Below are 22,952 nucleotides of genomic sequence, written 5' to 3' on the forward strand. Positions count from 1 at the left end.
GAAGGCTGCTCAATGGGCCCTGACTTCCCTTTTGCGCCGGACTGGTCAAGAATGCGGCCAAGCGCAATAGCGCATCGGGAGGGAAACCATGTTGTTCAAGATGATCCTGGACGGGTCCGGAGAAGACGAACGGCCGATTGTGAGGGGCTTCCTGAAGCACCTGATCGCGGGCTTTGCGGTGGGGCTTCTGGTCGGCGCGGTCGGCCTGTTCATGGTGATCGCCGCCTTCGGCAACCTCAAGCTCGACATGCCCATCCTGTTCATCGCGGCCATGATGCTGCAATTCGGGCCGATTGGCGGACTGGTTGGCGTCGGCATCTATCTCTCGCGCATCACCGACAGGTCACGCGCGGATGATGAGGAGGAGGATGGACCCGGCGGCGGCACGAAAGTGCGGGTTGAGGCCGCGGCCAGCACCCATAAGGCACCGCCCCGGCTTCAGGCCGCAATCGCCAGCTAGATCTTGCCTTCTTCCTTGGCACGCTTGTAGCGCTCGCGGCGGGCCGCCATCTTGTCAGCCACTGAGGCAGACTGCGGCACGCGGGTCGGGGCTTCACCCGGGGGTGTCGGCGCCACTTCAGGCTCGGCTGGCGCCTCTTCTTCCAGCTTGCCCTCGGCGATCAGCTGTTTGCGGCGGGCGGCAACGCGAGCTTCACGCGCCTGCAGGGCCTGGCTTTTGGAATTGAACAGGCCGGACAGTTTGGATTTTTGCGCGCCTTTCAGCGGCGAGCCGCCTTCCGCGCGCTCGGCCCGCTTGGCCAGGATCCGCGAAATCCGGAAGGACACATACATTGCCACCAGAACGGCCACGAGCATCATGCCGGACATCTCGGGCGCGAACAGGTCATACCCGTTCTGCGCCATCATGGCCCACATCAGGCCGACCGAGACAACGAGCATGATGGCGAAGAGAATGAGAAAGCGTTTCATGTGGAGCAGCTTACCACCACTTCTCCGGCTTCGCCACGAACCCAGCTGCACGTTCCAGTTCGCCGCCGACACGGAAGCAGGCCGCTTCGTCCAGCGCCTTGCCGATCACTTGCAGTCCGAGCGGCAGGCCGCTCTTGGACATGCCCGTCGGCACCGAAATGCCCGGCAGGCCGGCGAGGTTCGCCGTCACCGTGAACACGTCGTTGAGGTACATTTCCACCGGGTCGCCGCTCTTCTCGCCAAAGGCGAAGGCCGGGCTCGGGCAGGTCGGCGTCAGCACTGCGTCACAGCCTTCGAAAGCGGAAACAAAGTCGTTGAGGATCTTGGTCCGCACTTTCTGGGCACGCAGGTAATAGGCGTCATAATAGCCACTGGAGAGCACATAGGTGCCGATCAGCAGGCGGCGCTGCACTTCCGCGCCAAAGCCGCCGGCGCGCGTACCTTCATAGGTCTGCGCGAGGTTGTTGCCCTCAATGCGGGCGCCGTAGCGCATGCCGTCATAGCGGGCGAGGTTGGACGAGGCTTCCGCTGGCGCCACGATGTAATACGCAGGCAGCGCGTATTTCGTGTGCGGCAGGCTGATCTCGACGATCTCCGCGCCGGCCTCTTTAAGCCAGGCAATGCCTTGGTCCCAAAGTGCGTTCATCTCGTCCGACAGGCCGTCAATTCGGTATTCCTTCGGAATGCCGATCCGCATGCCCTTCACACCCTTGGAGACATCGCTGCGCCAGTCCGGCGTCGGGATGTCCAGTGACGTGGAATCCTTCGCGTCATGGCTGCACATCACTTCCAGAAGGATGGCGCTGTCTTCCACGGTCTTGGCAATCGGCCCGGCCTGATCAAGCGAGGAGGCGAACGCCACCATGCCGTAACGGCTTGCCCGGCCATAGGTCGGCTTGATGCCGACCGTGCCTGTGAAGGCCGCAGGCTGGCGGATCGAGCCGCCGGTGTCTGAAGCGGTGGCCGCGAGGCAGAGGTTCGCCGCCACGGAGGCCGCAGAGCCGCCCGATGAACCGCCCGGCGTGAGGCTTTGATTGTCGCCATCACGGCGCCAGGGGTTGATCACGTTGCCGAAATGCGAGGTCTCGTTCGACGAGCCCATGGCGAACTCGTCCATGTTGAGCTTGCCCAACATGACGGCGCCTTCGTTCCACAGGTTTTGCGTGACGGTGGATTCATAGGTCGGTGTGAACTCGCCGAGAATGCCGCTGCAGGCCGTCGTGCGCACGCCCTTGGTGCAATACAGGTCCTTGATGCCGAGCGGCGCGCCTTCCAGCCTGCCGCCCTCGCCCTTGGCCAGTCTCGCGTCAGATGCATCGGCCATGGCCAGCGCCTTTTCCGGCGTTTCGACGACATAGGCGTTCAGCACCCGGGCGCCCTCAATGGCGCTCACGAAGTCCTGCGTGATCTCGCGCGACGAAAACTGCTTGGCCTTCAGGCCATCAAGCGCTGCTGCGAGGGTGAGTTTGGTCAAATCGGTCATGTATAATCCCGCGAAGAAATCTGCCCGCCTGCTATGACGGCTTGGGGGGAAAGTTCAAGTCTCCGTGACCGCGCTTGTCAGTTCCTTAGGCCCGGCGCATCAATGAATTTCGGAACATTTGCCCGGATTCCCCGCATTTTTGACGGGCAGCACACCCGATAAAGGACAAGATAATGCGCCTCATTGCACTCGCTCTCTCAACGACCCTCCTCGCCGCCTGCACCAGCCACGCACCGACGCAACCCAAGGCCAAGGGCGTCGCCCAGTTCGCAGGCGACGCGCGGCTCGGGGAAGAGGTCAACAAGGTCTGCTTCGCTTCAACCATAGACGGCTTCCATGACGCCACCGATGACACTGTCGTCCTGTCCAAGGGAAATGATGACTATCTCATCGAAACCTTCGGCGGCTGCTTCAACCTGGATCAGGCCCAGCGCCTGGCCGTGGATTCCACCACCGGCTGCCTCGGCAAGGGCGATCATATCATCACCTCCGATTCCATATCGGGGCAAAGCGACACCGGCTTTGGCGTCCAGCGCTGCACCATCAAGGCGATGTACAAATGGGATTCGAAAGCCAAGGCGCCCTCAGAAACCGCAGAATCCCAATAGCGCCGAATCTGGCCTGTGCTAGAGAAGTACCCATGCCCCATTCTGCGCAGGCCTCGTTCGTCGAGGTAAAGACTTCCCCCTTCCACGGCCGCGGCCTGTTCGCGGTCGCGCCCATTTCAGCCGGCCAGACGATCGCGGTTTACCCGCTGCTGGTCCTGTCACACGAAGATACCGCCACCGTGCGCTCCACGCTGCTGCATCACTATGTGTTCTATGTGGACGAGAGAGACGACGGCACGATGCGCGCCGCCGTTGCTTTCGGTGAAATCTCGATGTGCAATCACAGCCCCGAAGCGAATGCCGATTTCGTGGTGGATGGCGCGGCGCAGACCGTCACGCTCTCAGCCCGCATGGCCCTGAAGCCCGGCGACGAGATCCTCATCGACTATGAAGAATTTGCGGACGAGATTATCTGACGCCTAGGCCTGTTCGCAGGCGACCAGCGCTCGCAGCTCGCGGCGCAATACCTTGCCAATAGGCGACTTTGGCAATTCATCAACGAAGTGCACCTTGCGGGGCCGCTTGTAGGCCGTGAGCTGTCTGGCGCAGTGCGCCAGCACGTCCTGTGCTGTCAGCTCCGGGTGGCGACGTACCACGAAGGCATGCATCACATCGCCCATATCGCCATCGGTCACGCCAGCCACAGCTGCCTCGGCAATGCCCTTATGCTCGGCCAGCACCGCGTCGACTTCGCTTGGGAATACGTTGAACCCGCCAACCAGCAACATGTCCTTGCTGCGATCAACAATGAAGAGATAGCCCTCGTCATCGAGATAGCCGACATCGCCTGTCTTCAGCATGCCAGCCTGATAGGCCGCTGCCGTCGTCTCCGGCCGGCCGAGATAACCCGCCATGACCTGCGGACCCGCCACGGCGATCTCGCCAACTTCGCCCGCTTTGGCAAAGCCGCCATCCTCGCGCAGGATCGCGACGCCCGTGCCGGGCAGCGGCAAGCCGGCCGAACCGACCTTGGTGCGCGCGTCAGGCGGGTTGACGCTGATCAGCGTCGTCGCTTCCGTCATACCATAGCCTTCGATGACGCTGGAGCCTGTAAGGCCGGTCCACTCGGAGCGGACCTGTGGGCTCAGCGCCATGGCACCGGAAATCGTCAGGGTTAGCTTGGGTGGGTTCTCATAGAACCATTTCTCTTCCATCAGCTTGGCAAACAGCGTGCTGACACCCGGAAACACATCCGGCCGGAATTTCTTGAACGCCGCCTTCAGGTTCGACAGCGGCTTGGGGCTCGGCACAAGCACCAGGTGGGCCGCATTGCGCAGCGCGATCACAGACGCGAACAGGCCGAACACATGGTAGACCGGCAGGACCAGCAATATGGTCTGCCCCGACTTGTCGATCATATGCGGCGAGAGGCTGGCAAACTGGTCAACATTGGTGACGAGGCCCGCTTCGGTCAGGCGCACGCCCTTGGAGATGCCAGTTGTGCCGCCGGAATACTGGTAGATCGCGTCCTCATCGGCCTCGCGGTCTGGCGCATAGTCAGCGATCGGCGTCGTGTGTGCCGCGCCGAGCTTCAGCGCTTCAGCCATGGGCACATGATCCACGATCAGTGGCCGGCCCATTTTCTTGACGTGCTGCAGCACGAAATCCATCGCGGCCTTTTTGACTGGCGAGAAGAAGTCGGTCAGCGACAGCGACACGACGGTATGAATGCGCGTGCCGGTCAGCGCCTCTTCCGTCATTTCGGGAAACAGGCTCGATGTGATCAGCACGCAGGCTTTCGCGTCACGCAGCTGACGGCGTGTCTCATGCGCTGTGTAGAGCGGGTTTACATTGGTCAGCACAAGGCCGGCGCGCAGGACGCCCAGCATGGCCACGACGTAGGAGATGCAGTTCGGCGACTGGATCGCCACGACATCGCCCTTCGACAGGCGCAGCTCGTCGCGCAGGTAGCGTGCAAGGTTCGCCGAATGCGTCTCGACATCAGCAAAGCTCAGTGTCGCGCTGGCGCCGTTCGGCAGGGCGGTGGAAAGGAAAGGCTCATGCCCATGGTCGCGGGCCGCAGCCTCCATGAGGGCTTCAATGCGGCGCGGCAGATAGGCGCCCAGTTGTGTCTGGAAGGTGGCCGCTTCCCGGTTATAGAATCTCGGGACCGGCTGGTCCTGATACGGAACGGCACTGATTGGCAAAACGGCAGACATGTCTTCTCCAGCCCCGTGGCAAATCGGGATCGTCCCAACCTGACACATTGCTTTTGAAACATGCTGAACCCGATCGATGAAATTTCACCGATCGGGAAGATAGATGACGGTCAGTGCCCAGGATACCCGGTGCGCTCGCAGAAAACGGCTCAGAGTGCGCAGTCCAGATCGTCCGTGCCGGCCTTGCGCTGCCACTGATAAGCCTCCACCGTCTCGCCGCGAGGCAGGTAGGTAATGTCGCTAGTCTCGCCGTTGCGGCGGATTTTCAGTTTCAGCACCTCTGTCTGGTTGCCCTGAATGCCATCCTGCGGAACCGGAACAACAATCTCGTCGCCATTCTGCAGACCCGCCTGCTCCGCAGCAGATCCTGCGACGAGGCCGCGAACAATACGTTTGGGCTCTGCCAATACCGCCGTGTCAAAGCCAAGTTCATACCGGCGCATAGGCTTGGTCGTCCGTTCAAAGCACGGTCCGAAAGCATCCGAAGCCGGGATCGGCATGTCGCCATTGAGGAAGCCGCGAAACGCTGTAACCGCATCCGGACCAAGCGCGTCTGTCAGCAGCGCCTCCCAGTCAGCGTTCGTCGTCACCTTGCCGCTCTTCTCAAGCGCAAGCATGGCCAGCATCAGGTCGTCCAGCGAGCGCGTCCCGTTTGACGCCTTGCGAACCGCATCGTCGACGGTCGCAAAATACAGCATGCCGCGATCATAGGGCAGCGTCCGGATGCGCGTATCAGCCCAGAAGCGCTTGGGCACCTCGCTGTTCGGCTCAGTTGCCATGAGGCTCGTATAGTAACGCCCTGCCCCACTGTTCAGATCGTCGAGGAATGCATCCGGCGTGATACTGTCGAACCGCAGGGCCAGACGGCGCGCATACAGGACTGCGAGCCCCTCGCCGAACCATGAGGATTCCAGGCCCGGCGGTGACTCGATGTAAGGCTGGAACGTATGGAACATCTCATGCGCCAGCGTGATCCGGATCTTTTCAACATCCGCCCCGTCGCCCGCACCGAAGGTCGTCACGAAGGAATGATAGAGCCCGACCCCACCGCCCGCATTGATCGGATTATAACGCAGGAATACACCATAGGGCGGAGGCGTTTCCTGGCCAAAGAACTTTGAATAATGGCCGTACAGATTGCTCGTCCATGCCAGCAGCTTGGTAGCATCAAAAGCGGGCTCCCCCTGCCATGCGCCGAAGAAACCTGTTGCTGGCACCACGGTTGGGTACGCGCCAATCTGGCCAGCCATATAGAAGGTCATACGGAGTTCGGAGGATGTCAGCGGCTCAGGCGCAATCACATGCCCTTCACCAAAGGTCGTGACGCCGCGCGCGCCAGCCGGCAGCGCCGTCAGATCCCAGTCAAAGCTCGCGCGATATGTTGCATCACCAGGCGGCAAAGGAAGAAAGACATGCCCGGAAGCGGAAACGCCGCCACCGTCTGCGCTGAAGGAAAAGGGCGGGGCCGGCCCACGCGGTGGCAAAGTGGCTTCCGCAGGAACAACGAAGCTGACCGTCACGGGCCCCACAATGGACCGATCAGCCAGCCACGCCCGGGAGGGACCGCCGCTCTCCGCATCACCGGCCGCCTCAAGAGGGGCGTCAATATGACTGACGCGGAGCGTGAGGGGGCCACGCTCGTCGCTTGCCTTCATGTCGGTCAGCGTCGTGGCAACGCTGTCCACATTGCTCACGACGAGCGGCATCAGCAGCACGGGTTTCATTATGTCCCCGGTTTCCAGCCCCGAGAAGTGCAAGGTCACCGCTACCGTATCAATCGTCTCGCCATGATCCGGATCTGCGTGCGGCTTCAGCGTGATAGCCAGCTCCGTTGCCTTGTCCCCGGAGTCGGCCGTCGTGGCACAGCCCGAAACCAATCCCCCGATCGCTGTCGCCAGTAAAGCTCTGCCTATGATAGCACACACGTTCTGACCAAACATTTGACCTCCAGACGCCAACACATGGCGCAACATCACCACAGCACACATTGCCCAATGGGGCCTGCATCTGAAAGCCTAAGGGATGCCTCCGGCTATTTTCATCCCATTTGGCGATATCAGCCCGGTAATACGAATAATCTATGTCGGCAGGGATTGGGCCAACCCTATCTGCCCGTAAACACGGGCTTTCGTTTCTCAAGGAAGGCAGCGGCACTTTCGGCAGCGTCCTCAGTCTCCATCAGAGACCGGATTTCCTTGATCGCCCAATTGCCGACATCGCGCCAGTCCGGGTCCAGTGTGCGCCGCAGGCCTGCCTTGATCGACTGCACAGCGCGCGGCGGGTTGGCGGCAATCCTGCCTGCAATTTCCATCGCCGTCGACAGAAGATCATCCGGAGCGACGACCCGCGATACAAGGCCCATCTCCTTCGCCGTGTGCGCGTCAATGATATCGCCCGTGAACAAAAGTTCCGCCGCACGTTCGCGTCCCACGACCTGCGCCAGTCGCCCGAGGCCCGGCGCGTCACAGCAGAGCCCGCGTTGCACAAACAGCTCGCCGAACTTCGCCGCCTCAGATGCCACGCGGATATCTGCCATCAGAGCCAGCTCCATGCCCCAGCCGAGCGCAAATCCATTGACCGCCGCAATCACCGGAATGTCCGTATAGAGCAAGGCGTCGGCCGCCGGGGTCAACCCGCCCGTGCGCCGCCCCCGTGCCTTCATCTCGGCCGGGCCCTTGGCCTTCTGGCTCAGGATCTCTTTCACATCGTCGCCGGTGCAGAAGCCACGCCCTTCGCCCGTGATCACGATCACCCGCGCCTCGCTGTCGCGCACGGCATCTTCCAGCGCCATGTACAGCTCATAGTTCAGCGCATTCATCACCTGCGGACGCCGGAGCGTCAGCAGCGCGACATGGTCCTTCATCTCGATGGTCATTACCGTCATGGCGGCCTCCCTTGTTATTTTGGGAGACTATGCGGGCCCTACCCCAGCCTGAACAAGCGACGACGTCGGGTAAGGGCTCAGGGCGTCATGCGCTTGTGCGCCAGCGTGTTGCCGCGTGCGCTGTAGCTGTAGTCGAGCCTGTCAGCGCCGGCATCGATGATGCTGAAACAGCGTGCTTCGTCGTCGCCATCCGCTTTCAGCGTGAACGACATGCCATCCGCATCCGGCGTCATCGCCGTGCAGTCAGCAACGACCGTAATTGTTTCGTTGCCCAGGGGCTCGTCATTATAGACGCTGCTCATCTGGTCACCGCTGATCGTGAAAACATTCATCGGGTCTTCCAGCGATTGCCAGGTGCCCTGCATCATTTCCAGCAGTTTCGGCTCTTCCTCCATCTGTACCGCCGGGGCCGGCTCGGCAGCGACTGGCTCTGCGACAGGTTCCGCCGGCGCGTCCTTCGGCCCCGGATTGCAGGCGGCCAGGGCGGCGAGCGCGGCGCCAGCGATTAATGCTCGAAACATCATGTCCATTCATCCCTCGTGATACGTTTGCGCCGCCAATCCCATCAGGACTCGCGGCGCAATGCACGTGACAAAATTGAGGGGGTCTAGCGCTTGAGGTGCTCAAGGCCCTTGATAGTGCCCGGCTTCACCGATGGGTTCGACGCGTTGGTCTTCACCTTCTCCGCCTTGGGCTTGCGGACTTCCTTGTTCGTTTTCTTCTGACCTTTGGCCATGATCGTGTCCCTGTGTTTGGGCCCCAAACGGGTCCAGTCTCACAGGTGGGGGTGATCCGGTGCTTAAATAAGGCGGTCGCGCACTTATGTTTTGCGCGCGCCGCCGGGCGTCCTACTCGACGGCCTTCGGCACGACGAAGAACCCGTCCTGGCTGCTCGGGGCATTGGCCAGAACCTGTTCCTGGATATTACCGTCAGTCACCACGTCTTCGCGCATGGGCAGCCTGGTCGCCACAACAGACGTCATCGGCTCCACGCCCTCAATGTCGACTTCGTTCAGCTGGTCGATCCAGCCGAGGATGCCGTTCAGCTCGCCGGCCATCTCTTCGAGGCGCTCTTCGGGCACCGCAATGCGCGACAGGCGGGCAACCTTGCGGACGTCTTCCTTGGTAACGCTCATTTTATGGGCTCCGGTGGCTTGGCTTCGTTCCCGCCCGAATACGCGATAGGCAACAAGGCTTCAAGGCGCTATGTGAGCGGCCAATGGCCGTTACAGATCTCGATTCCCTGCCGCGCACCGGCGTCCTCCTCGGCATCGATCCCGGCACCAAGACAATGGGAGTCGCCGCAACAGACGGCATTCGCATGCTCGCCAGCCCGGTCGAGACCATCCATCGCGGCAAGGCGCTGGGGCCCATGATCACCCGCCTCTTCGAAATCTATGACGACCGCAAGGCCGTCGCTCTCATCATCGGCCTGCCGCTCAACATGGATGGCAGCGAGGGCCGCCGCGCCCAGTCTACCCGCGCGCTCGCCTGGAACATCTTGCAGAAGCGCGATGTACCGATCTACTTCCAGGACGAGCGCCTCTCGAGCGCCGAAGCCGAAAGCGCCATGTGGGAAGCGGAAGTTTCCCGCAAGCGCCGCGACGACCGTATCGACGCGCAGGCCGCCGCCATCATCCTCAAATCCACGCTTGACCTTCTGGAGCGCCGCCCATGACATCCTTCATTTTCGCGCTCCTGCCCGTCATCATCATCGTCGCCATCGGACGCCTGATCGCGGCGAAGAACTGGATCACACCCGAAGGCTGGCGCGCCATCGAGCGCATCTCTTATATCCTCCTCTTCCCGGCGCTTATCATCCGCTCGCTCGGCAATGCCCCGTTCGACACCGCGCCATGGAAGCTCGCTGCTGCGCTGATCATCGCCCAGCTCGTGCTGGCCGCTATCGGCTTCGGCGCCCGCCTCTGGCCCGGCATGGAGCGCCCGGCTGTTGGCTCGATCATCCAGTCCAATGTCCGCTGGAACACATTCGTTGCGCTCTCGCTCGGTTCGATCCTTTTCGGTGACGAAGGGCTGGCGCTTGTCACCATCGCCGCCGCCGCGATGATCCCTACCGCCAATGTGCTCTCGGTCTACGGCCTCATCCTGAACGCCGAACACGCGCCGGGCACAAAGCCACGCCCCTTCCGCGCCCTCATGACCAACCCGCTGATCATCGCCTGTGTCATTGGCGGCATCGTCGCGGCCACGCATTTCCAGAGCCCCAAAGTGCTTGACGACACGCTCCGCATCCTCGGTCAGGGCACAATCGCGCTCGGCCTGCTGAGCGCCGGTGCCGGGGTTGACCTCGCCGCCCTGCGCCGCGCAGGCGTACGCACCTTCACATGGGCCCTCATGCGCCTGCTCGGCCTGCCCGCTGCAGCGCTGGCAGCAGGCCTCGCCATTGGCCTCAGCGGCACGCCCCTCGCCATCATGCTCATCTGTGCCAGCGTGCCGACCGCCACCAACGGCTATATCCTGGCCCGCCAGCTTGGCGGCGACGGCCCGCTTTCAGCCAACCTGATCGCTGTGGAAACCGTGCTCGCCATGATCACCCTGCCGCTGATCTGGTTCACCGCGATACATTTCGGCCTCGCCTGAGGCTTGCCGCCGACCGGAATCGCGCCTAAACCGCCCCAAATCGAAAGGGCTTCCATGCCGATGGCGGGATACACTTACAGCTTCGATCACGCGCACTTGCTGGGAATCGAAGGCCTTCACCCTCTGGATATCACCCACATTCTGGATCTCGCCGACCGCTATGCGGATGCCACGCGCGCAGGCCAGCGCGCCGATCCGGTCCTAACCGGGCGTACGGTGGTGAACCTCTTCTTCGAGAATTCCACCCGCACGATGAGCAGTTTCGAGATAGCCGCGAAACGCCTCGGCGCCGATGTCATCAACATGCCGGTCGCCAATTCCAGCGTGAAGAAGGGCGAGACCCTGATCGACACGGCGATGACGCTGAACGCCATGAAGCCGGACGTGCTGGTTATCCGCCACTCGGCCTCCGGCGGGGCCAAGCTACTCTCCCGCAAGGTCGACTGCGCGGTCATCAATGCCGGTGACGGTACCCACGAACACCCCACTCAGGGCCTGCTCGACACACTCACCATCCGCCGCCACAAGGGCCGCATCGAGGGACTCAAAGTGGTCATCTGCGGCGACATCGCCCACAGCCGCGTAGCCCGCTCGACCACGATGGCGCTCCACCTGCTGGGCGCCGAAGTCCATCTCTGCGGCCCGAAAACCCTGCTGCCCCCCGGCACCGATACATGGGGCGCCGCCAGCGCGACGACTGACTTTGACGCTGCCTTGAAGGGCGCCGATGTGGTCATGATGCTGCGCCTGCAGATGGAGCGCATGGACGGCGCCTTCCTGCCAAGCCGCCGCGAATATTTCCGCTATTTCGGCCTCACTCAAGAACGCCTCGCGCTGGCCCTGCCGGATGCCACTGTCATGCACCCCGGCCCGATGAACCGCGGCATCGAGATCGAAAGCGCCATTGCCGACGGGCCGCGCTCCGTCATCACAGAACAGGTCGAAATGGGTGTCGCCGTACGCGAAGCCGTTCTGGACCTTCTCGCGGGGACACGACCATGAGCCTCTCGATTTACAATGCCCGCCTGCTCGACCCGGCCACCGGCCTGGATGAGCCCGGCACGATCTTCATCGACAAGGGCAAGATCAAGGATGTCGCCAAGGGCCAGTCCGGTCCGCACGGCGATGCCAGGGAAAGCCTCGACGCGGGCGGCCTCTGCCTCGCTCCTGGCCTGATCGACCTGCGCGTCAAGACCGGCGAGCCGGGCGACGAGCAGAAGGAAACGCTCGCCACCGCCTCGCGCGCAGCCGTTGCCGGCGGTGTCACAAGCTTCGTCGTCATGCCCGACACGCGCCCTGTTGTGGATGATGTCGCCCTCGTGCGCTTTATCATCGAGCAGGCCCGCAAGACCGCCAAGGCCCGCATTTACCCCTCCGGCGCCCTGACCGTCGGCCTCCAGGGCGAGCAGATGGCCGAGATTGGCCTGATGGCTGATGCCGATGCGATCATCTTCACCAATGGCGATATGCCCATCGCCAACGCCTCGATCATGAAGCGCGTGATGACCTATGCCGCCAGCCGCAACGCGCTTGTCATGTCACGGCCGGACGAGCGGGCGCTGTCCGGATCTGGAGTGATGAATGCGGGCGCCTTGGCTGCACGCATCGGCCTCTCCGGCATTCCGCCCGAAGCCGAATGGATCGGCGCGGCCCGCGACGTGATGCTGGCCGAAGCGACCGGCTGCCGCCTCGTGGTCGATCAGGTCTCCACCGAGCGCACATTGCAGATCATCGCCGCCGCACGTGGCCGTGGCGCCAAGATCCACGCCACTGTCGCTGCCCACACGCTGTTCTTCAACGAGCGCGACGTCGGCGACTATCTCACCTATTGCAAGGTCAACCCTCCCTTCCGGGACGAGGACACACGGCAGGGCCTGATCGCCGCCCTGAAGCGTGGCGAGATCGACGCGGTCGTCTCCGCGCATGATCCCCAACCCCCGGAAGAAAAACGCCTGCCCTTCGGCGAAGCAGCCTTTGGCGCGGCCGGCCTTGAGACCACACTCTCGGCGCTGATGAGCCTCGTCAACGATGCGGACCTGCCGCTGCTGGATGCCCTCGCCCCGGTCACCTGCCGCCCGGCCGACCTGCTCGGCCTGCCCCAGGGCCGCCTCAAAACTGGCGCACCGGCCGACCTGATCCTCTTCGATCCAGGCAAGCCGTGGCTGTGCGTGCGGGAAGATCTGCGTTCACGCTCGACCAACTCGCCCTTCGATGGCCGACGCCTGCAGGGCCGCGTTATCCGCACGCTCGTCGGGGGTGAAACCGTATTCGAATACGCACCTGCGGGCTGACGCCTGATAATGCGGCGTCAGGGGGCGGAAAGGGATGCAGAAGCCACTTCTGATTGACCGCATTTCCACATCCTGTCAGATGCATTTCATGAATAATGTACAACATGTAATGAAGCGAAGCGTATCGGCGCTCGCCTTCCTCGTGCTCGCGTCAAGCGTGCTGGCGGCTTGCAGCGAGACCGCCAGTTTGCGGCGTCCATCCTCCCCTGTTCAGCGCTGCATCAATATGGGTGGCGCGCTGGAAGCCCCGAACGAGGGAGAATGGGGCTACACGATCCGCATGGAAGACATAGACCGCATAAAGGCGGCAGGCTTCGACACGATCCGACTGCCCGTCCAATGGTCTGCCCATGCAGGAACATGGGGCGGTTACCAGATTGAAGACCACCTCCTGGACCGCACCGACGAGGTCATCAACTACGCCCTGTCGCAGGATCTGAAAGTCATCCTCGACGTTCATCATTATTACGATCTGAACATGGAACCGGCCAAGCATGAGCGCCGTCTTGAAAGCATCTGGAAACAGCTCGCAAGTCACTACGAGTCCTATCCTGACACGCTGATCTTCGAAGTGCTCAACGAGCCGAACACGAACATGACGGCGAAACGGACCGATTCCCTGAACAAGCGCATCGTCCGCCAGATAAGGCAGTCCCAGCCTCATCGCTGGATCATCCTTGCAACGGCGGAATGGGGTTCGCTTGCCGGCCTCCTGGAAAGCGCACCGCCAGCCGATTCGCGCGTTATTCTGTCCTGGCACTATTATGACCCGTTCAGCTTTACCCATCAGGGCGCAGACTTCTTCAAGCCCACGCCGCCAGTCGGAACCCACTGGGGCACGAAGGCCGATATGGACCGGGCCAAAGCCGACTTTGACCGCGCAGCCGCCTTCCGCGACTTGCACAACCAGCCGCTCCTCCTCGGCGAATTCGGGGTCTATGATGCGGCGCCCATGGAAGACCGCGCGCGGTGGACCCGTACGGTCCGCGAACTGGCTGAGTCAAATGAGTTCGGCTGGTGCCACTGGTCATTCTCATCAAATTTCCGGGTCTACGATCCCGAGAAGGAAGCCTGGATCGAACCGATCCGCGCCGCTCTGCTGGGCGATTGATCTGAAGCCCTTGCCGCAGGCTGGCAGGGTTCGTAGACCGTCTGTCAGGATGCGTCAGGAGAGAACGGCATGCAGGCATGGATGGGATATGGCGCGGCGGCTGCCTGCGGTTATCTCGCAGGCTCGATTCCCTTTGGCCTGCTGATCACCAAGGCCGCTGGCCTCGGTGATATCCGCAGCATCGGGTCCGGCAATATCGGCGCCACCAATGTGCTGCGCACCGGTCGCAAGGACCTCGCCCTTGCAACGCTCCTGCTCGACAGCCTCAAGGCGGGCCTCGTCGCTTTTGCCTTCTCCTATTTCTTCGGCCGCGAGGTCGGCTTCGTCGCCGGTGCCATGGCCTTTGTAGGCCATTGCTATCCTGTCTGGCTGGGCTTCAAGGGTGGGAAAGGCATTGCGACTTATGCCGGCCTTCTGTTGTTCACGACGCTGCCCGGGTTTCTTGTCGCCGCGCCGGTCTGGTTCCTCCTTTTCGGCATCACGCGCATCTCCTCACTCGCGGCTCTCGCAGCCGCCGTTCTCGTGCCGCCCGGCGCTTACCTCCTGGGTGAGCATAATTCGGTTGTGCTGGTCGGCCTGACGCTCCTCTCGCTCCTTGTGTTCTGGACGCACCGAACCAATGTGAGCCGCCTGCTCAAAGGCACCGAACCCAAGTTCGGCACGCCCAAGGCCAAACCTGAAGCATGAGTCCGGCGCGGCCCCTGTCCGACACTGAGCGCCGTAATTGGGTCCGCCTCGCCCGTACGCAGAATGTCGGCCCGGTCACCTTTGCCCAACTGGTCAAACGCTTCGGCACGCCAGGCGCTGCGCTCGATGCCCTGCCGGAGATCGCACGGCGGGCAGGCCGTGGCCGCCCCATCATCGCGCCATCCGTTGACGCGGTTGAGGACGAGATCGCCGCAGCGCGCAAATATGGCGCCCGCATTATCGCCAGTTGCGAGGCGGACTTTCCGCCTCTGCTTCGAACGCTGGCACCGCCCCCACCCACGCTGACGCTGCTCGGCCGCGCTGACCTTGCGGCCCAGCCCACAGTCGCGATCGTCGGCGCCCGCAATGCCTCAGCGGCCGGTCGCAAGCTCGCCCGGGACATATCAGCAGGCCTCGGCGCGGCGGGATTCGTTGTTGTGTCCGGCCTCGCGCTCGGAATCGACGGGGAGGCCCATGCGGCCACATTGCGCACGGGTACGATCGCCGTGCTCGGTGGCGGCGTCGACCATGTCTACCCACCCCAGCATGAGCGCCTGTATGCCGAGATTGCCGCTGAAGGGCTCATCGTCTCCGAAAGCCCCTTCGGTTACCGGGCAAAGGCCCAGGATTTCCCCCGCCGCAACCGTATTATTACCGGAATGTCCCGTGGCGTGGTCGTCGTAGAGGCCGCAGAACGGTCCGGATCGCTTATTTCCGCGCGTATGGCTGGCGAGCAGGGGCGCGAAGTCATGGCCGTACCGGGCTCCCCCCTCGATCCACGAGCATCCGGAACAAATGCCCTTATTTATCAAGGCGCCTCCCTCGTGCGACATGCCGAGGACGTGCTTGAAATCCTGTCCTCGCTTCGCTTCGGCCATGTCTCCGAACCGGAGAACGGACCGTACGACGCGGAAATGGATGGCGACTCCCTTCCGGAGGGCCAGCTCGAGCGGGTTCTTGAAGCCCTCTCGCCCCACCCCATGCCGATTGACGAAATCGCCCGCGCCTGCGGCCTTGGCGCCGCGCGATGTGCAGCTGTTCTCGTCGAACTGGAGCTTTCGGGCCTCGCCCTGACTCTACCCGGCGGGCTGGCGGCACGAGCCGTCTGAGGGCTGGCGGCTGTGTTCCGAAAGCACCGCGTCCTGCAGGAAAATGCCGCCATAAGCTGCCTATGGCTGGACGGCCTTCGCCATCACCTCTAAGCCTCCTGTCTGATCAACAATCCGGCGCAGGCATGTAATGCCCATTCAAATGCGCAGACGTGACTGAGGTAATCCCGACTTGGCGAATTGGCTTCTCTACGCCGCGGCATTGGGTCTGGTGTCATCCGGGGCCTTTTCTGCGCAAGCACAGGAAACCTCGGAAGTGGCCGCACCCGCCGCCGCGCCGACCGAACACGTCGTTCTCGAAGCCGACTATATCTATGAAATCCGCGAAGAGAACAGTGTCGTTGCCGAGGGCAATGTCGAGGCGCTGTACGAGGGCCGCGTGCTGCGCGCCGACCGCATCATATACAACAAGACCACGGACCGCGTCCGCGCCACCGGCAATGTCGTCATCGTCGATACTGACGGCTCCCAGCAGTTTGCCGATGAGGTCGAAGTGAATTCGGACCTCGCGGACGGCTATGCCATCGGCTTCTCCGCCCGCCTGCCGGAAGGTGCCACGATCGTTGCCAATTCCGCGATCCGCAAAAAAGACGGCGTAAACGCCCTTGAGCAGGTCATCTACACGTCTTGCCAGCTCTGCGGTGACGATACGACCCCGACCTGGTCGCTGCGCGCCCGCCGCGCCGTGCTTGATCAGGAAAGCCAGATGATCTCCTACCGTGACGCGGTGATCGAGGTTGGCGGTATTCCGGTCTTCTACCTGCCTTATCTGTCTCACCCCGATCCAACCTCCGACCGGCGCTCTGGCTTCCTCGTGCCATCGGGCGGCGTCTCGTCGAAGCTCGGCACCTTCTACCAGCAACCCTATTATTGGGCGATTTCAGACTCGCAGGACCTGACCATTTCGCCGATGGTCAGTGCCAACGTGAACCCGATGCTGGAACTCGATTACCGCAAGCGGTTCTATTCCGGTGGCATCAAGATCAATACGAGCATCACCCACGAAGCTAATTTCGACAGTGACGGCATCAGGTTTGGCGATGAGAAGTGGCGCGGCCACATCTACGGCAAAGGTCTGTTCGCGATCAGTCCGGAATGGAAATGGGGTTTCGGAGTCGAAACCCAGTCGGACGACCTTTATGATCGACGCTACGATCTCGATGGTCAGGGGGAACGGCGAGGCCTCTACAAAAGCCAGCCGCGCAGGCTGCTCTCCCAGCTTTTCGCAGTGGGCCAGGGCGATAGCTACTATACCGATGTTGCGGTCCTGGATTTCCAGGGGCTTCGCGAAGGAGACACGGCTGAGAGCCTGCCAACAGTCGCGCCTGTTCTCTTCAGCGAAAAATACTGGGATCTAGGCGATTATGGCTTCGCCGCCGTCAATGCCTCTTCCGCCATGCTGACACGGGAAAGCGGCCTAAACAGCCAGCGCGTCAGCGTCGGGGGTGACTGGTCTGATCTGAACGTGCTGCCCGGCGGATTTACATTCGAGCCGTTTGCGGAACTCCGTGGAGATTATTACGCGCTAAATGAAGATGTCTCCGGCGAACCCGATGTCAGCCGCGCCGTCGGTAACGCTGGTGCGCGCGTTTCCTATCCGCTGATCCGTCCGGGCAAGGTCGTGGATATCATGGTAGAGCCCACCGTGATGGCTGCCTGGGGATTCTCGAACGTCAATGGTACCGCCATTCCGATCGAAGACAGCATTCTCTACGAATTTGACGAAGGCGACCTGTTCGAAGCCAACGGATTTGGCAATTACGACCTCTATGAGGGCGACGGAAAAGTCGCCGCCGGCGTAACGGCGCGGGCTGTCTTCAAGAACGGACCTGAATTCAGCACCACGCTGGGTCGCCGCTGGCGCTCAAGAACAGACCCGAATTTCGACGTCGCCAGCAACCTTGACGGTACGTCGTCCGACTGGGTCGCCGCTGCCACAGCCGACTTCGGCAAAGCACTGCGTGTCGACACGCGCATGCGTCTTGATGATGATGGCTACAAGCTGAACCGGATAGATGCGCGGATCAGCACATCCTACAAGCGCCTGGTCGCCGTTGCCCAGTATTACAACATCAACGAGCGCATCAGCCCGCTTGGCCGGCCAGATGAAGGCGTATTCCTGCGCGGCGAGTTTCAGGTCACCAACCGCTACTCGTTCATCTTCGGCCAGTTGCGCGACATTGTCGGCGACTTGAACGCCAAGCGTGAATTCGGCGTTGCCTATGAAGACGATTGCTCTCGGTTTGAACTCGTCTACCAGCGTTCCGAGTTGAACGACCGCACGCTGGGTCCGTCCGAAAGCATCCAGTTTCGCTTCTCGCTCAAATCCATCGGAGACTTCGGGTCGAGCGAATTCGACTGATTCGGAAGCCCCTCTTGGCGCCCCCGCCATCGGGATCGCCTGAAACCTGATTTTTCTGTAACGATTCAGGCATGACTGTCCTGATCCGTTGCGCCTTGCGACAGGACTTGTATGGTCCGCATCAGTTAATGATTTGGGCCCGGCTGGGGGCTCAACGGAGAAAATACATGGTCCGTCAGTTACTTGTCGCTGCCTCCCTGTTCGCATTGTCTGCCGCAGGCGTCGCCAATGCGCAGGATTCCACGGATTCCGGACGCCTCGCGCTGGAAGGCATCGCCGCCGTCGTCAATGACAAGCCGATCTCCTATTCGGACGTGCGTCAACGCGCCCGTCTGCTCCTGCTCAGCCTTGGAGGCCAGCAACCCTCCCCTGAGCAAGTCCAGCAGATCACAGGCCAGGCCCTCGAGCAGTTGATCGACGAAAGTCTGCAGCTTGAGAAAGCTTCCGAATTCGACATGGAGATCGACCCTCGCGAGATTGCAGGTTCGATCGAAGACATGGCGCGTCAGGGTGGTACAACTGGCGACCAGCTTAAGGCGCAACTTCTGGAGTCGGGCGTGAACCCGGCCAGCCTCGAGGAGCAGATGCGCGCCGAAATCGCCTGGAACCGCGTCATGAGCGGCCTCTATGGTTCGCGTATCCGCGTTTCGGAAAACCAGGTCGACGACCAGCTGGAGCGCATGCGGTCAGCCGCAAAGAAAACCCAGTATCGCGTATCGGAAATCTTCCTGTTCGCGCCGGACGAGGAAACCAAGACGCAGGCGCTTGCCGCCGCCAACACCGTTCTTGACCAGCTGAAGCAAGGCGCAGACTTCCGTGTCGCCGCGCAACGCATCTCGTCGGCGCCGACCGCCGCAACGGGCGGCGACATGGGCTGGATTTCCACCGAGGACCTCGCACCTGAACTGGCCGCAGCTGTCGCCGCCAACGACAAGCCCGGCCTGCTTGAACCCATTCCTGTCGAAAACGGCGTCTACATCCTCCTCGTCGCCAACAAGCGCGAGCCAAGCCAGGCCGTGACCAAGGTCAATCTGAAACGCCTCTTCGTTTCGGACGGCAAGGAGGAAGACCTCCAGGCCGCCATGGACCAGATCAAGACCTGTGATGACGTCCAGAGTATCGCCAATTCCAAGACCAACCTGCGTGCTTCCGATCTTGACGAGATCAATGTCGATGAGCTCGGCCCCGAGGGCAAGGATCTGGTCATGCAGGTTGATGTCGGCCAGCCCACAGCCATCTTCGCGGCGTCCGGCGGCCTTGCCACCATGTATGTCTGTGCCCGCAATGACGGCGCTGAAGCCCTTCCATCGCGCGATGACCTGAAGGGCAGCCTCAAGAACCGTGAACTCGGCATGATTTCCGAGCGCGAGCTGCGTAACCTGCGCCGTGAAGCCACGATCATCTATCGTTAGGGCTTGCACGATCCCGCGTTTGGAACCACACCTCCGCACGTGAGCGAAGATGTCTCCTTTTTGCCCCTGGCGCTGACCATGGGGGACCCGGCCGGGTGCGGTCCTGCCATCACGGCAGAGGCCTGGCGCCAGCTTCGCACCGATCCGAGCCTTGCCTTCTACGCCATCAGCGCCCCGGCTCTCTATCCGTCCGACCTGCCCGTCCGCGAAATTGCCTCGCCGGAAGAGGCAGCAGCCGTGTTCCCAGATGCCCTGCCGGTGCTCGTCCTCAACGACGTGCCGGACATCCAGCCCGGCAAGCCAAACGCTGAAGCCGCACCCGCCATCATCCGATCCATCGCGCTGGCCACGTCCCACGCCCTGGATGGCGCAGCTGCCGGACTCGTCACGAACCCGATCAACAAGGCCCTGCTCTACGGCGCAGGCTTTGCCTATCCCGGCCACACGGAATACGTCGCGCACCTTTGCGCCGACCCGAACAGCCCGCCGCCCAAGCCGGTCATGATGCTCGTCGGCGGCGGCCTGCGTGTGGCGCTCGCCACGATCCACATTCCGCTGATGACGGTCGGCTATGCGCTGACAGTGCCAGGCCTCGTGCAGATCGGCCAGATCGTTGCCGCCTCGCTTCGACGCGATTTCGGTGTTGCCGCGCCGCGCATCGCCTTTACCGGCCTCAACCCGCATGCGGGTGAAGACGGCACCATCGGCAAGGAAGAAATCTCCGTCATCAACCCTGCTGCCCATGCCCTGCGCCTTTCCGGCGTGGACATGTCAGATGCCCGCCCCGGCGACACGGTCTTCGCCGAAGCCCTCAGCGGCGCCTATGACGCCGTCATCGCCATGACGCACGACCAGGGCCTGATCCCGGTGAAGACGCTGGACATGTGGGGCGGCGTGAACGTCACGCTCGGCCTGCCTGTCGTGCGCACCAGCCCGGACCATGGCACCGCCTATGATGCCGCCGCCGCAGGCACCACACGCCCCGACAGCCTCATCGCCGCCATCCGCCTCGCCGCCGCCATGGCCAAAACAAGGGCGAACGCCTCATGAGCGACATTGAACGCCCCGAACTGACAGACGCGCCAGCCCGCAAGGCGCTCGGACAACACTTCCTGTTCGACCCCAGCATCCTCCACCGCGCCGCGCTCGCCGCAGGTCCGGTGAAAGACCGTGTCGTCATCGAAGTCGGCCCCGGCCCCGGCGGCCTGACCCGCGCCCTGCTCGACGAAGGCGCAGGCACCGTCATCGCCGTGGAGACAGACCCGCGCTTTGCCGAAGCGTTGACGCTCTGGCCTGCGGCCCGCGACGGCCGTCTCATCGTCGTCCAGAAAGATGCCCGCAAGGTCAATTTCGAGAAACTGGTCAACGAGGCAGGCGCCACACAGCCCGCCATGATCATCGCCAACCTTCCGTACAATGTCGGCACGCCTTTGCTCGTCGGCTGGCTCAAGGCCGGTGACTGGCGCGGCGAGATGGCGCTGATGTTCCAGAAGGAAGTCGCCGAGCGCATCTGCGCTGCGCCGGACACAGACCATTACGGCCGCCTCGCCGTGCTCGCCCAGTCGGCCACGCGCCCCTACATCTCCTTCACGCTGCCGCCGGGCGCCTTCTCGCCCCCGCCCAAGGTCGACAGCGCCGTCGCCGTGCTGGAGCCCCTGCCCGCCGACCAGCGCTTCCAGCATATCGACCAGCTCGAACAGATCACCGGCGCCGCCTTTGGCCAGCGCCGCAAAATGATGCGCGCGGCCCTGAAACCCTTCGCCAAGAAGCGTGGTATGAAAGCCGAAGAATGGCTCCAGAGCGTCGACATCGACCCCACAGCGCGGGCGGAAACCCTGACGCAGGACGACTTCAGGCGGTTGGCGGCAAGTCTGGCCTGAACGCACTCCCATACCCGCAATCCCGGCGAAGGCCGGGATCTCATGCCATTGAAGACCAAAGCCACCCGCAGGAGACCCCGGCCTTCGCCGGGGATACGGTCATGTTTCTCCTCACAATCGCACAAACATTGCGAATCGCCGGCGATGCGATCATGCTTGTGTCAGTCCACGCTCGCCAATGCAGGCAGGACCGGGCTCCGGGGGCATGCGTCCCTGTCCGACTATCTGATCAAAACGACAGGAGCAGTAAAATGCGGAAATTGAAAACGACAGGCCTCATGCTGGCCGGCCTTCTCATGCTGGCCGCATGTGGCGAAAATTCGAGTGCCGAGAAACAGGGCGAGAAGATGGATTCCGCCATCGAAGAAGCCACCACGGGTGAAGTCGATCGCACCGATGGCCCTCTTGAAAATGCAGGCGAAGCCGTCGACGACGCCGCCGATGAGGCGTCCGACCCGGAGTGATCCAGGCCTGAACCGAATTGATGCGTTCCCCTCTCCTCACACGTGAGGGGAACGCATTTCTTTTTCAGCCGCAGTCCCGACCTTCTCCGTGGATGCGGACTTTTCTCCCCCACCTTATCCAACCCCAATCCCACCCGGCCTATACTGGCCGCCATGACCAACCCGTCCGCCTTCGTCACTCACGGCATCGCTCACGCGCAGCGCGCGCTGGCGAACGTCGGCGTGATGACGCGCGCGCACCTCAACCCCACCACCCTGAAACGCACGCTCGCTCAGCGCGCCCGCGCCGAACTCGCGCGCCTTGAAATCATCATCCGGCGCCTGCTCACGCTGATGGCGCTGGGGCTCGTGCTGCCTCCGGTTACTATTCGGGCATCGTCCGGGCATCATTCGGATACCGAACGCGTCGAGACCAAGGCCTCGGGCCACCTCACCGGCCTGTCGCCGCGCGTCATGGGCCCGGACATGGACAGGGACGGGCTTGCGACTGCGGCGCGGTCCTGCGGCCCCGTTCAGGCCGCCCCGATCCTCGCCCGGCTCGCGGCTTTGCAGGAACTGCTCGCCGCCCCCGAAGCTCACGCCAAACGCCTCGCCCGAACCCTCGAACGCCAACGCAAGGCCGGCGAAGCCGCGCCCATGGCGCTGCCCATGACCCGCACCCACCGCATGCCGCCAGAACTTGGCGCCATCGCGACAGCCCTGCCGGAATTGCTGCGCAACGCGTTCAAAAGCTGGGAAAGCTCGGGGTAGATCCGACAGTCAATCAGACCATTTTGCCGGGCATCGCAGGATGGTCCGGGCGCACCTGCATCCCGCTAATTCGCACACCCAACGCTCCCCCCGATGGCCCCTGCGCAGGCAGGGGCCCATGGACTGGCCGGGCCTCACAGCGCTTGGGGACAATCCGGTCCATGGATACCTGCCTCCGCAGGTATCCCCGGGCGGTGAGTGGGTCTCTCAAAGGGGCTTAA

The 22,952-nt window shown here is 62.6% G+C and carries 24 protein-coding genes; 16 read left to right on the plus strand and 8 right to left on the minus strand.

The window, feature by feature from the left end; translation table 11 throughout:
- Positions 1 to 88: 88 nt before the first annotated feature.
- On the plus strand, positions 89 to 460 hold the full coding sequence (locus tag V7651_RS14965; protein ID WP_335613636.1) for a hypothetical protein: 372 nt from the start codon (positions 89 to 91) through the stop codon (positions 458 to 460).
- On the opposite strand, the gene V7651_RS14970 is transcribed toward V7651_RS14965, so the two are convergent.
- Entirely contained in the window at positions 457 to 930 is a 474-nt protein-coding gene (locus tag V7651_RS14970) for a hypothetical protein (protein ID WP_335613637.1), read from the minus strand. The two genes, V7651_RS14965 and V7651_RS14970, sit on opposite strands and share 4 nt — an antisense overlap.
- Before the next feature lie 10 nt (positions 931 to 940).
- Positions 941 to 2,413, minus strand: a complete 1,473-nt coding sequence (gatA, locus tag V7651_RS14975) for an Asp-tRNA(Asn)/Glu-tRNA(Gln) amidotransferase subunit GatA (protein WP_335613638.1) — start codon at positions 2,411 to 2,413, stop codon at positions 941 to 943.
- Positions 2,414 to 2,586: 173 nt separating this feature from the next.
- On the opposite strand from gatA, the gene V7651_RS14980 reads away from it, so the two are divergent.
- Positions 2,587 to 3,021 carry a DUF6491 family protein gene (locus tag V7651_RS14980; protein WP_335613639.1) on the plus strand — a complete coding sequence of 145 codons (435 nt, stop codon included), beginning with the start codon at positions 2,587 to 2,589 and terminating at the stop codon, positions 3,019 to 3,021.
- Between the two features lie 32 nt (positions 3,022 to 3,053).
- Positions 3,054 to 3,437: an SET domain-containing protein gene (locus V7651_RS14985; RefSeq protein WP_335613640.1), complete on the plus strand. Its 384-nt coding sequence runs from the start codon at positions 3,054 to 3,056 to the stop codon at positions 3,435 to 3,437.
- A gap of 3 nt (positions 3,438 to 3,440) precedes the next feature.
- On the opposite strand, the gene V7651_RS14990 is transcribed toward V7651_RS14985, so the two are convergent.
- From V7651_RS14990 to gatC, 6 genes are all read right to left on the minus strand, one after another.
- Positions 3,441 to 5,180 carry an AMP-binding protein gene (locus V7651_RS14990; protein WP_335613641.1) on the minus strand — a complete coding sequence of 580 codons (1,740 nt, stop codon included), beginning with the start codon at positions 5,178 to 5,180 and terminating at the stop codon, positions 3,441 to 3,443.
- A gap of 149 nt (positions 5,181 to 5,329) precedes the next feature.
- The gene (locus V7651_RS14995; protein ID WP_335613642.1) at positions 5,330 to 7,057 is read right to left on the minus strand and encodes a peptidase M61; all 1,728 of its coding nucleotides are present in this window, start codon (positions 7,055 to 7,057) and stop codon (positions 5,330 to 5,332) included.
- A 227-nt stretch (positions 7,058 to 7,284) separates the two neighbouring features.
- Entirely contained in the window at positions 7,285 to 8,064 is a 780-nt protein-coding gene (locus V7651_RS15000) for an enoyl-CoA hydratase/isomerase family protein (protein ID WP_335613643.1), read from the minus strand.
- A gap of 77 nt (positions 8,065 to 8,141) precedes the next feature.
- On the minus strand, positions 8,142 to 8,588 hold the full coding sequence (locus V7651_RS15005) for a hypothetical protein (protein ID WP_335613644.1): 447 nt from the start codon (positions 8,586 to 8,588) through the stop codon (positions 8,142 to 8,144).
- A gap of 83 nt (positions 8,589 to 8,671) precedes the next feature.
- Positions 8,672 to 8,800 carry a hypothetical protein gene (locus V7651_RS15010; RefSeq protein WP_277812963.1) on the minus strand — a complete coding sequence of 43 codons (129 nt, stop codon included), beginning with the start codon at positions 8,798 to 8,800 and terminating at the stop codon, positions 8,672 to 8,674.
- A 112-nt stretch (positions 8,801 to 8,912) separates the two neighbouring features.
- Positions 8,913 to 9,200, minus strand: coding sequence for an Asp-tRNA(Asn)/Glu-tRNA(Gln) amidotransferase subunit GatC (gene gatC, locus V7651_RS15015; protein ID WP_335591986.1), 288 nt, complete (start codon positions 9,198 to 9,200; stop codon positions 8,913 to 8,915).
- Between the two features lie 83 nt (positions 9,201 to 9,283).
- Between gatC and ruvX the strand changes: the two genes are divergently transcribed.
- The 13 genes from ruvX (at position 9,284) to V7651_RS15080 (ending at position 22,731) form a co-directional block, all read left to right on the plus strand.
- The gene (gene ruvX / locus V7651_RS15020; protein WP_335591985.1) at positions 9,284 to 9,742 is read left to right on the plus strand and encodes a Holliday junction resolvase RuvX; all 459 of its coding nucleotides are present in this window, start codon (positions 9,284 to 9,286) and stop codon (positions 9,740 to 9,742) included.
- Positions 9,739 to 10,665, plus strand: a complete 927-nt coding sequence (locus V7651_RS15025) for an AEC family transporter (RefSeq protein ID WP_335613645.1) — start codon at positions 9,739 to 9,741, stop codon at positions 10,663 to 10,665. The genes ruvX and V7651_RS15025 overlap by 4 nt, the downstream gene beginning before the upstream one ends.
- 54 nt (positions 10,666 to 10,719) lie before the next feature.
- A complete protein-coding gene (locus V7651_RS15030) occupies positions 10,720 to 11,667 on the plus strand; it encodes an aspartate carbamoyltransferase catalytic subunit (RefSeq protein WP_035537851.1) in 948 nt (315 codons plus the stop codon).
- Positions 11,664 to 12,956, plus strand: a complete 1,293-nt coding sequence (gene pyrC / locus V7651_RS15035) for a dihydroorotase (protein ID WP_335613646.1) — start codon at positions 11,664 to 11,666, stop codon at positions 12,954 to 12,956. The genes V7651_RS15030 and pyrC overlap by 4 nt, the downstream gene beginning before the upstream one ends.
- A gap of 88 nt (positions 12,957 to 13,044) precedes the next feature.
- Positions 13,045 to 14,067 carry a glycoside hydrolase family 5 protein gene (locus V7651_RS15040; protein ID WP_335613647.1) on the plus strand — a complete coding sequence of 341 codons (1,023 nt, stop codon included), beginning with the start codon at positions 13,045 to 13,047 and terminating at the stop codon, positions 14,065 to 14,067.
- Positions 14,068 to 14,136: 69 nt separating this feature from the next.
- Positions 14,137 to 14,754: a glycerol-3-phosphate 1-O-acyltransferase PlsY gene (gene plsY, locus V7651_RS15045; protein ID WP_035537847.1), complete on the plus strand. Its 618-nt coding sequence runs from the start codon at positions 14,137 to 14,139 to the stop codon at positions 14,752 to 14,754.
- Positions 14,751 to 15,863 (plus strand): DNA-processing protein DprA, encoded by a 1,113-nt coding sequence (gene dprA / locus V7651_RS15050; RefSeq protein WP_335613648.1) that lies wholly within the window; start codon positions 14,751 to 14,753, stop codon positions 15,861 to 15,863. Before plsY ends, dprA begins: the two co-directional genes overlap by 4 nt.
- Before the next feature lie 172 nt (positions 15,864 to 16,035).
- The gene (locus V7651_RS15055) at positions 16,036 to 18,225 is read left to right on the plus strand and encodes an LPS-assembly protein LptD (protein WP_335613649.1); all 2,190 of its coding nucleotides are present in this window, start codon (positions 16,036 to 16,038) and stop codon (positions 18,223 to 18,225) included.
- A gap of 167 nt (positions 18,226 to 18,392) precedes the next feature.
- Positions 18,393 to 19,637 (plus strand): peptidylprolyl isomerase, encoded by a 1,245-nt coding sequence (locus tag V7651_RS15060; RefSeq protein WP_335591978.1) that lies wholly within the window; start codon positions 18,393 to 18,395, stop codon positions 19,635 to 19,637.
- Between the two features lie 60 nt (positions 19,638 to 19,697).
- Entirely contained in the window at positions 19,698 to 20,687 is a 990-nt protein-coding gene (gene pdxA, locus V7651_RS15065) for a 4-hydroxythreonine-4-phosphate dehydrogenase PdxA (protein ID WP_418887255.1), read from the plus strand.
- The gene (gene rsmA / locus V7651_RS15070; RefSeq protein WP_035537838.1) at positions 20,684 to 21,517 is read left to right on the plus strand and encodes a 16S rRNA (adenine(1518)-N(6)/adenine(1519)-N(6))-dimethyltransferase RsmA; all 834 of its coding nucleotides are present in this window, start codon (positions 20,684 to 20,686) and stop codon (positions 21,515 to 21,517) included. The genes pdxA and rsmA overlap by 4 nt, the downstream gene beginning before the upstream one ends.
- Before the next feature lie 251 nt (positions 21,518 to 21,768).
- Positions 21,769 to 21,981: a hypothetical protein gene (locus tag V7651_RS15075; RefSeq protein ID WP_335613651.1), complete on the plus strand. Its 213-nt coding sequence runs from the start codon at positions 21,769 to 21,771 to the stop codon at positions 21,979 to 21,981.
- A gap of 153 nt (positions 21,982 to 22,134) precedes the next feature.
- Entirely contained in the window at positions 22,135 to 22,731 is a 597-nt protein-coding gene (locus V7651_RS15080; protein ID WP_335613652.1) for a hypothetical protein, read from the plus strand.
- The last annotated feature ends 221 nt before the right edge of the window (positions 22,732 to 22,952 follow it).

The sequence above is a fragment of the Hyphomonas oceanitis genome, assembly GCF_036964545.1.
Lineage (GTDB): Bacteria > Pseudomonadota > Alphaproteobacteria > Caulobacterales > Hyphomonadaceae > Hyphomonas > Hyphomonas oceanitis.

Excerpts from the sequence above, each read along its gene's own strand:
- V7651_RS14965 (WP_335613636.1), top strand. The coding sequence starts at position 89 with ATGTTGTTCAAGATGATCCTGGACGGGTCCGGAGAAGACGAACGGCCG.
- V7651_RS14970 (WP_335613637.1), bottom strand. The coding sequence starts at position 930 with ATGAAACGCTTTCTCATTCTCTTCGCCATCATGCTCGTTGTCTCGGTC.
- gatA (WP_335613638.1), bottom strand. The coding sequence starts at position 2,413 with ATGACCGATTTGACCAAACTCACCCTCGCAGCAGCGCTTGATGGCCTG.
- V7651_RS14980 (WP_335613639.1), top strand. The coding sequence starts at position 2,587 with ATGCGCCTCATTGCACTCGCTCTCTCAACGACCCTCCTCGCCGCCTGC.
- V7651_RS14985 (WP_335613640.1), top strand. The coding sequence starts at position 3,054 with ATGCCCCATTCTGCGCAGGCCTCGTTCGTCGAGGTAAAGACTTCCCCC.
- V7651_RS14990 (WP_335613641.1), bottom strand. The coding sequence starts at position 5,180 with ATGTCTGCCGTTTTGCCAATCAGTGCCGTTCCGTATCAGGACCAGCCG.
- V7651_RS15000 (WP_335613643.1), bottom strand. The coding sequence starts at position 8,064 with ATGACGGTAATGACCATCGAGATGAAGGACCATGTCGCGCTGCTGACG.
- V7651_RS15005 (WP_335613644.1), bottom strand. The coding sequence starts at position 8,588 with ATGATGTTTCGAGCATTAATCGCTGGCGCCGCGCTCGCCGCCCTGGCC.
- V7651_RS15010 (WP_277812963.1), bottom strand. The coding sequence starts at position 8,800 with ATGGCCAAAGGTCAGAAGAAAACGAACAAGGAAGTCCGCAAGCCCAAG.
- gatC (WP_335591986.1), bottom strand. The coding sequence starts at position 9,200 with ATGAGCGTTACCAAGGAAGACGTCCGCAAGGTTGCCCGCCTGTCGCGC.
- ruvX (WP_335591985.1), top strand. The coding sequence starts at position 9,284 with ATGGCCGTTACAGATCTCGATTCCCTGCCGCGCACCGGCGTCCTCCTC.
- V7651_RS15025 (WP_335613645.1), top strand. The coding sequence starts at position 9,739 with ATGACATCCTTCATTTTCGCGCTCCTGCCCGTCATCATCATCGTCGCC.
- V7651_RS15030 (WP_035537851.1), top strand. The coding sequence starts at position 10,720 with ATGCCGATGGCGGGATACACTTACAGCTTCGATCACGCGCACTTGCTG.
- pyrC (WP_335613646.1), top strand. The coding sequence starts at position 11,664 with ATGAGCCTCTCGATTTACAATGCCCGCCTGCTCGACCCGGCCACCGGC.
- V7651_RS15040 (WP_335613647.1), top strand. The coding sequence starts at position 13,045 with ATGAATAATGTACAACATGTAATGAAGCGAAGCGTATCGGCGCTCGCC.
- plsY (WP_035537847.1), top strand. The coding sequence starts at position 14,137 with ATGCAGGCATGGATGGGATATGGCGCGGCGGCTGCCTGCGGTTATCTC.
- dprA (WP_335613648.1), top strand. The coding sequence starts at position 14,751 with ATGAGTCCGGCGCGGCCCCTGTCCGACACTGAGCGCCGTAATTGGGTC.
- V7651_RS15060 (WP_335591978.1), top strand. The coding sequence starts at position 18,393 with ATGGTCCGTCAGTTACTTGTCGCTGCCTCCCTGTTCGCATTGTCTGCC.
- rsmA (WP_035537838.1), top strand. The coding sequence starts at position 20,684 with ATGAGCGACATTGAACGCCCCGAACTGACAGACGCGCCAGCCCGCAAG.
- V7651_RS15075 (WP_335613651.1), top strand. The coding sequence starts at position 21,769 with ATGCGGAAATTGAAAACGACAGGCCTCATGCTGGCCGGCCTTCTCATG.
- V7651_RS15080 (WP_335613652.1), top strand. The coding sequence starts at position 22,135 with ATGACCAACCCGTCCGCCTTCGTCACTCACGGCATCGCTCACGCGCAG.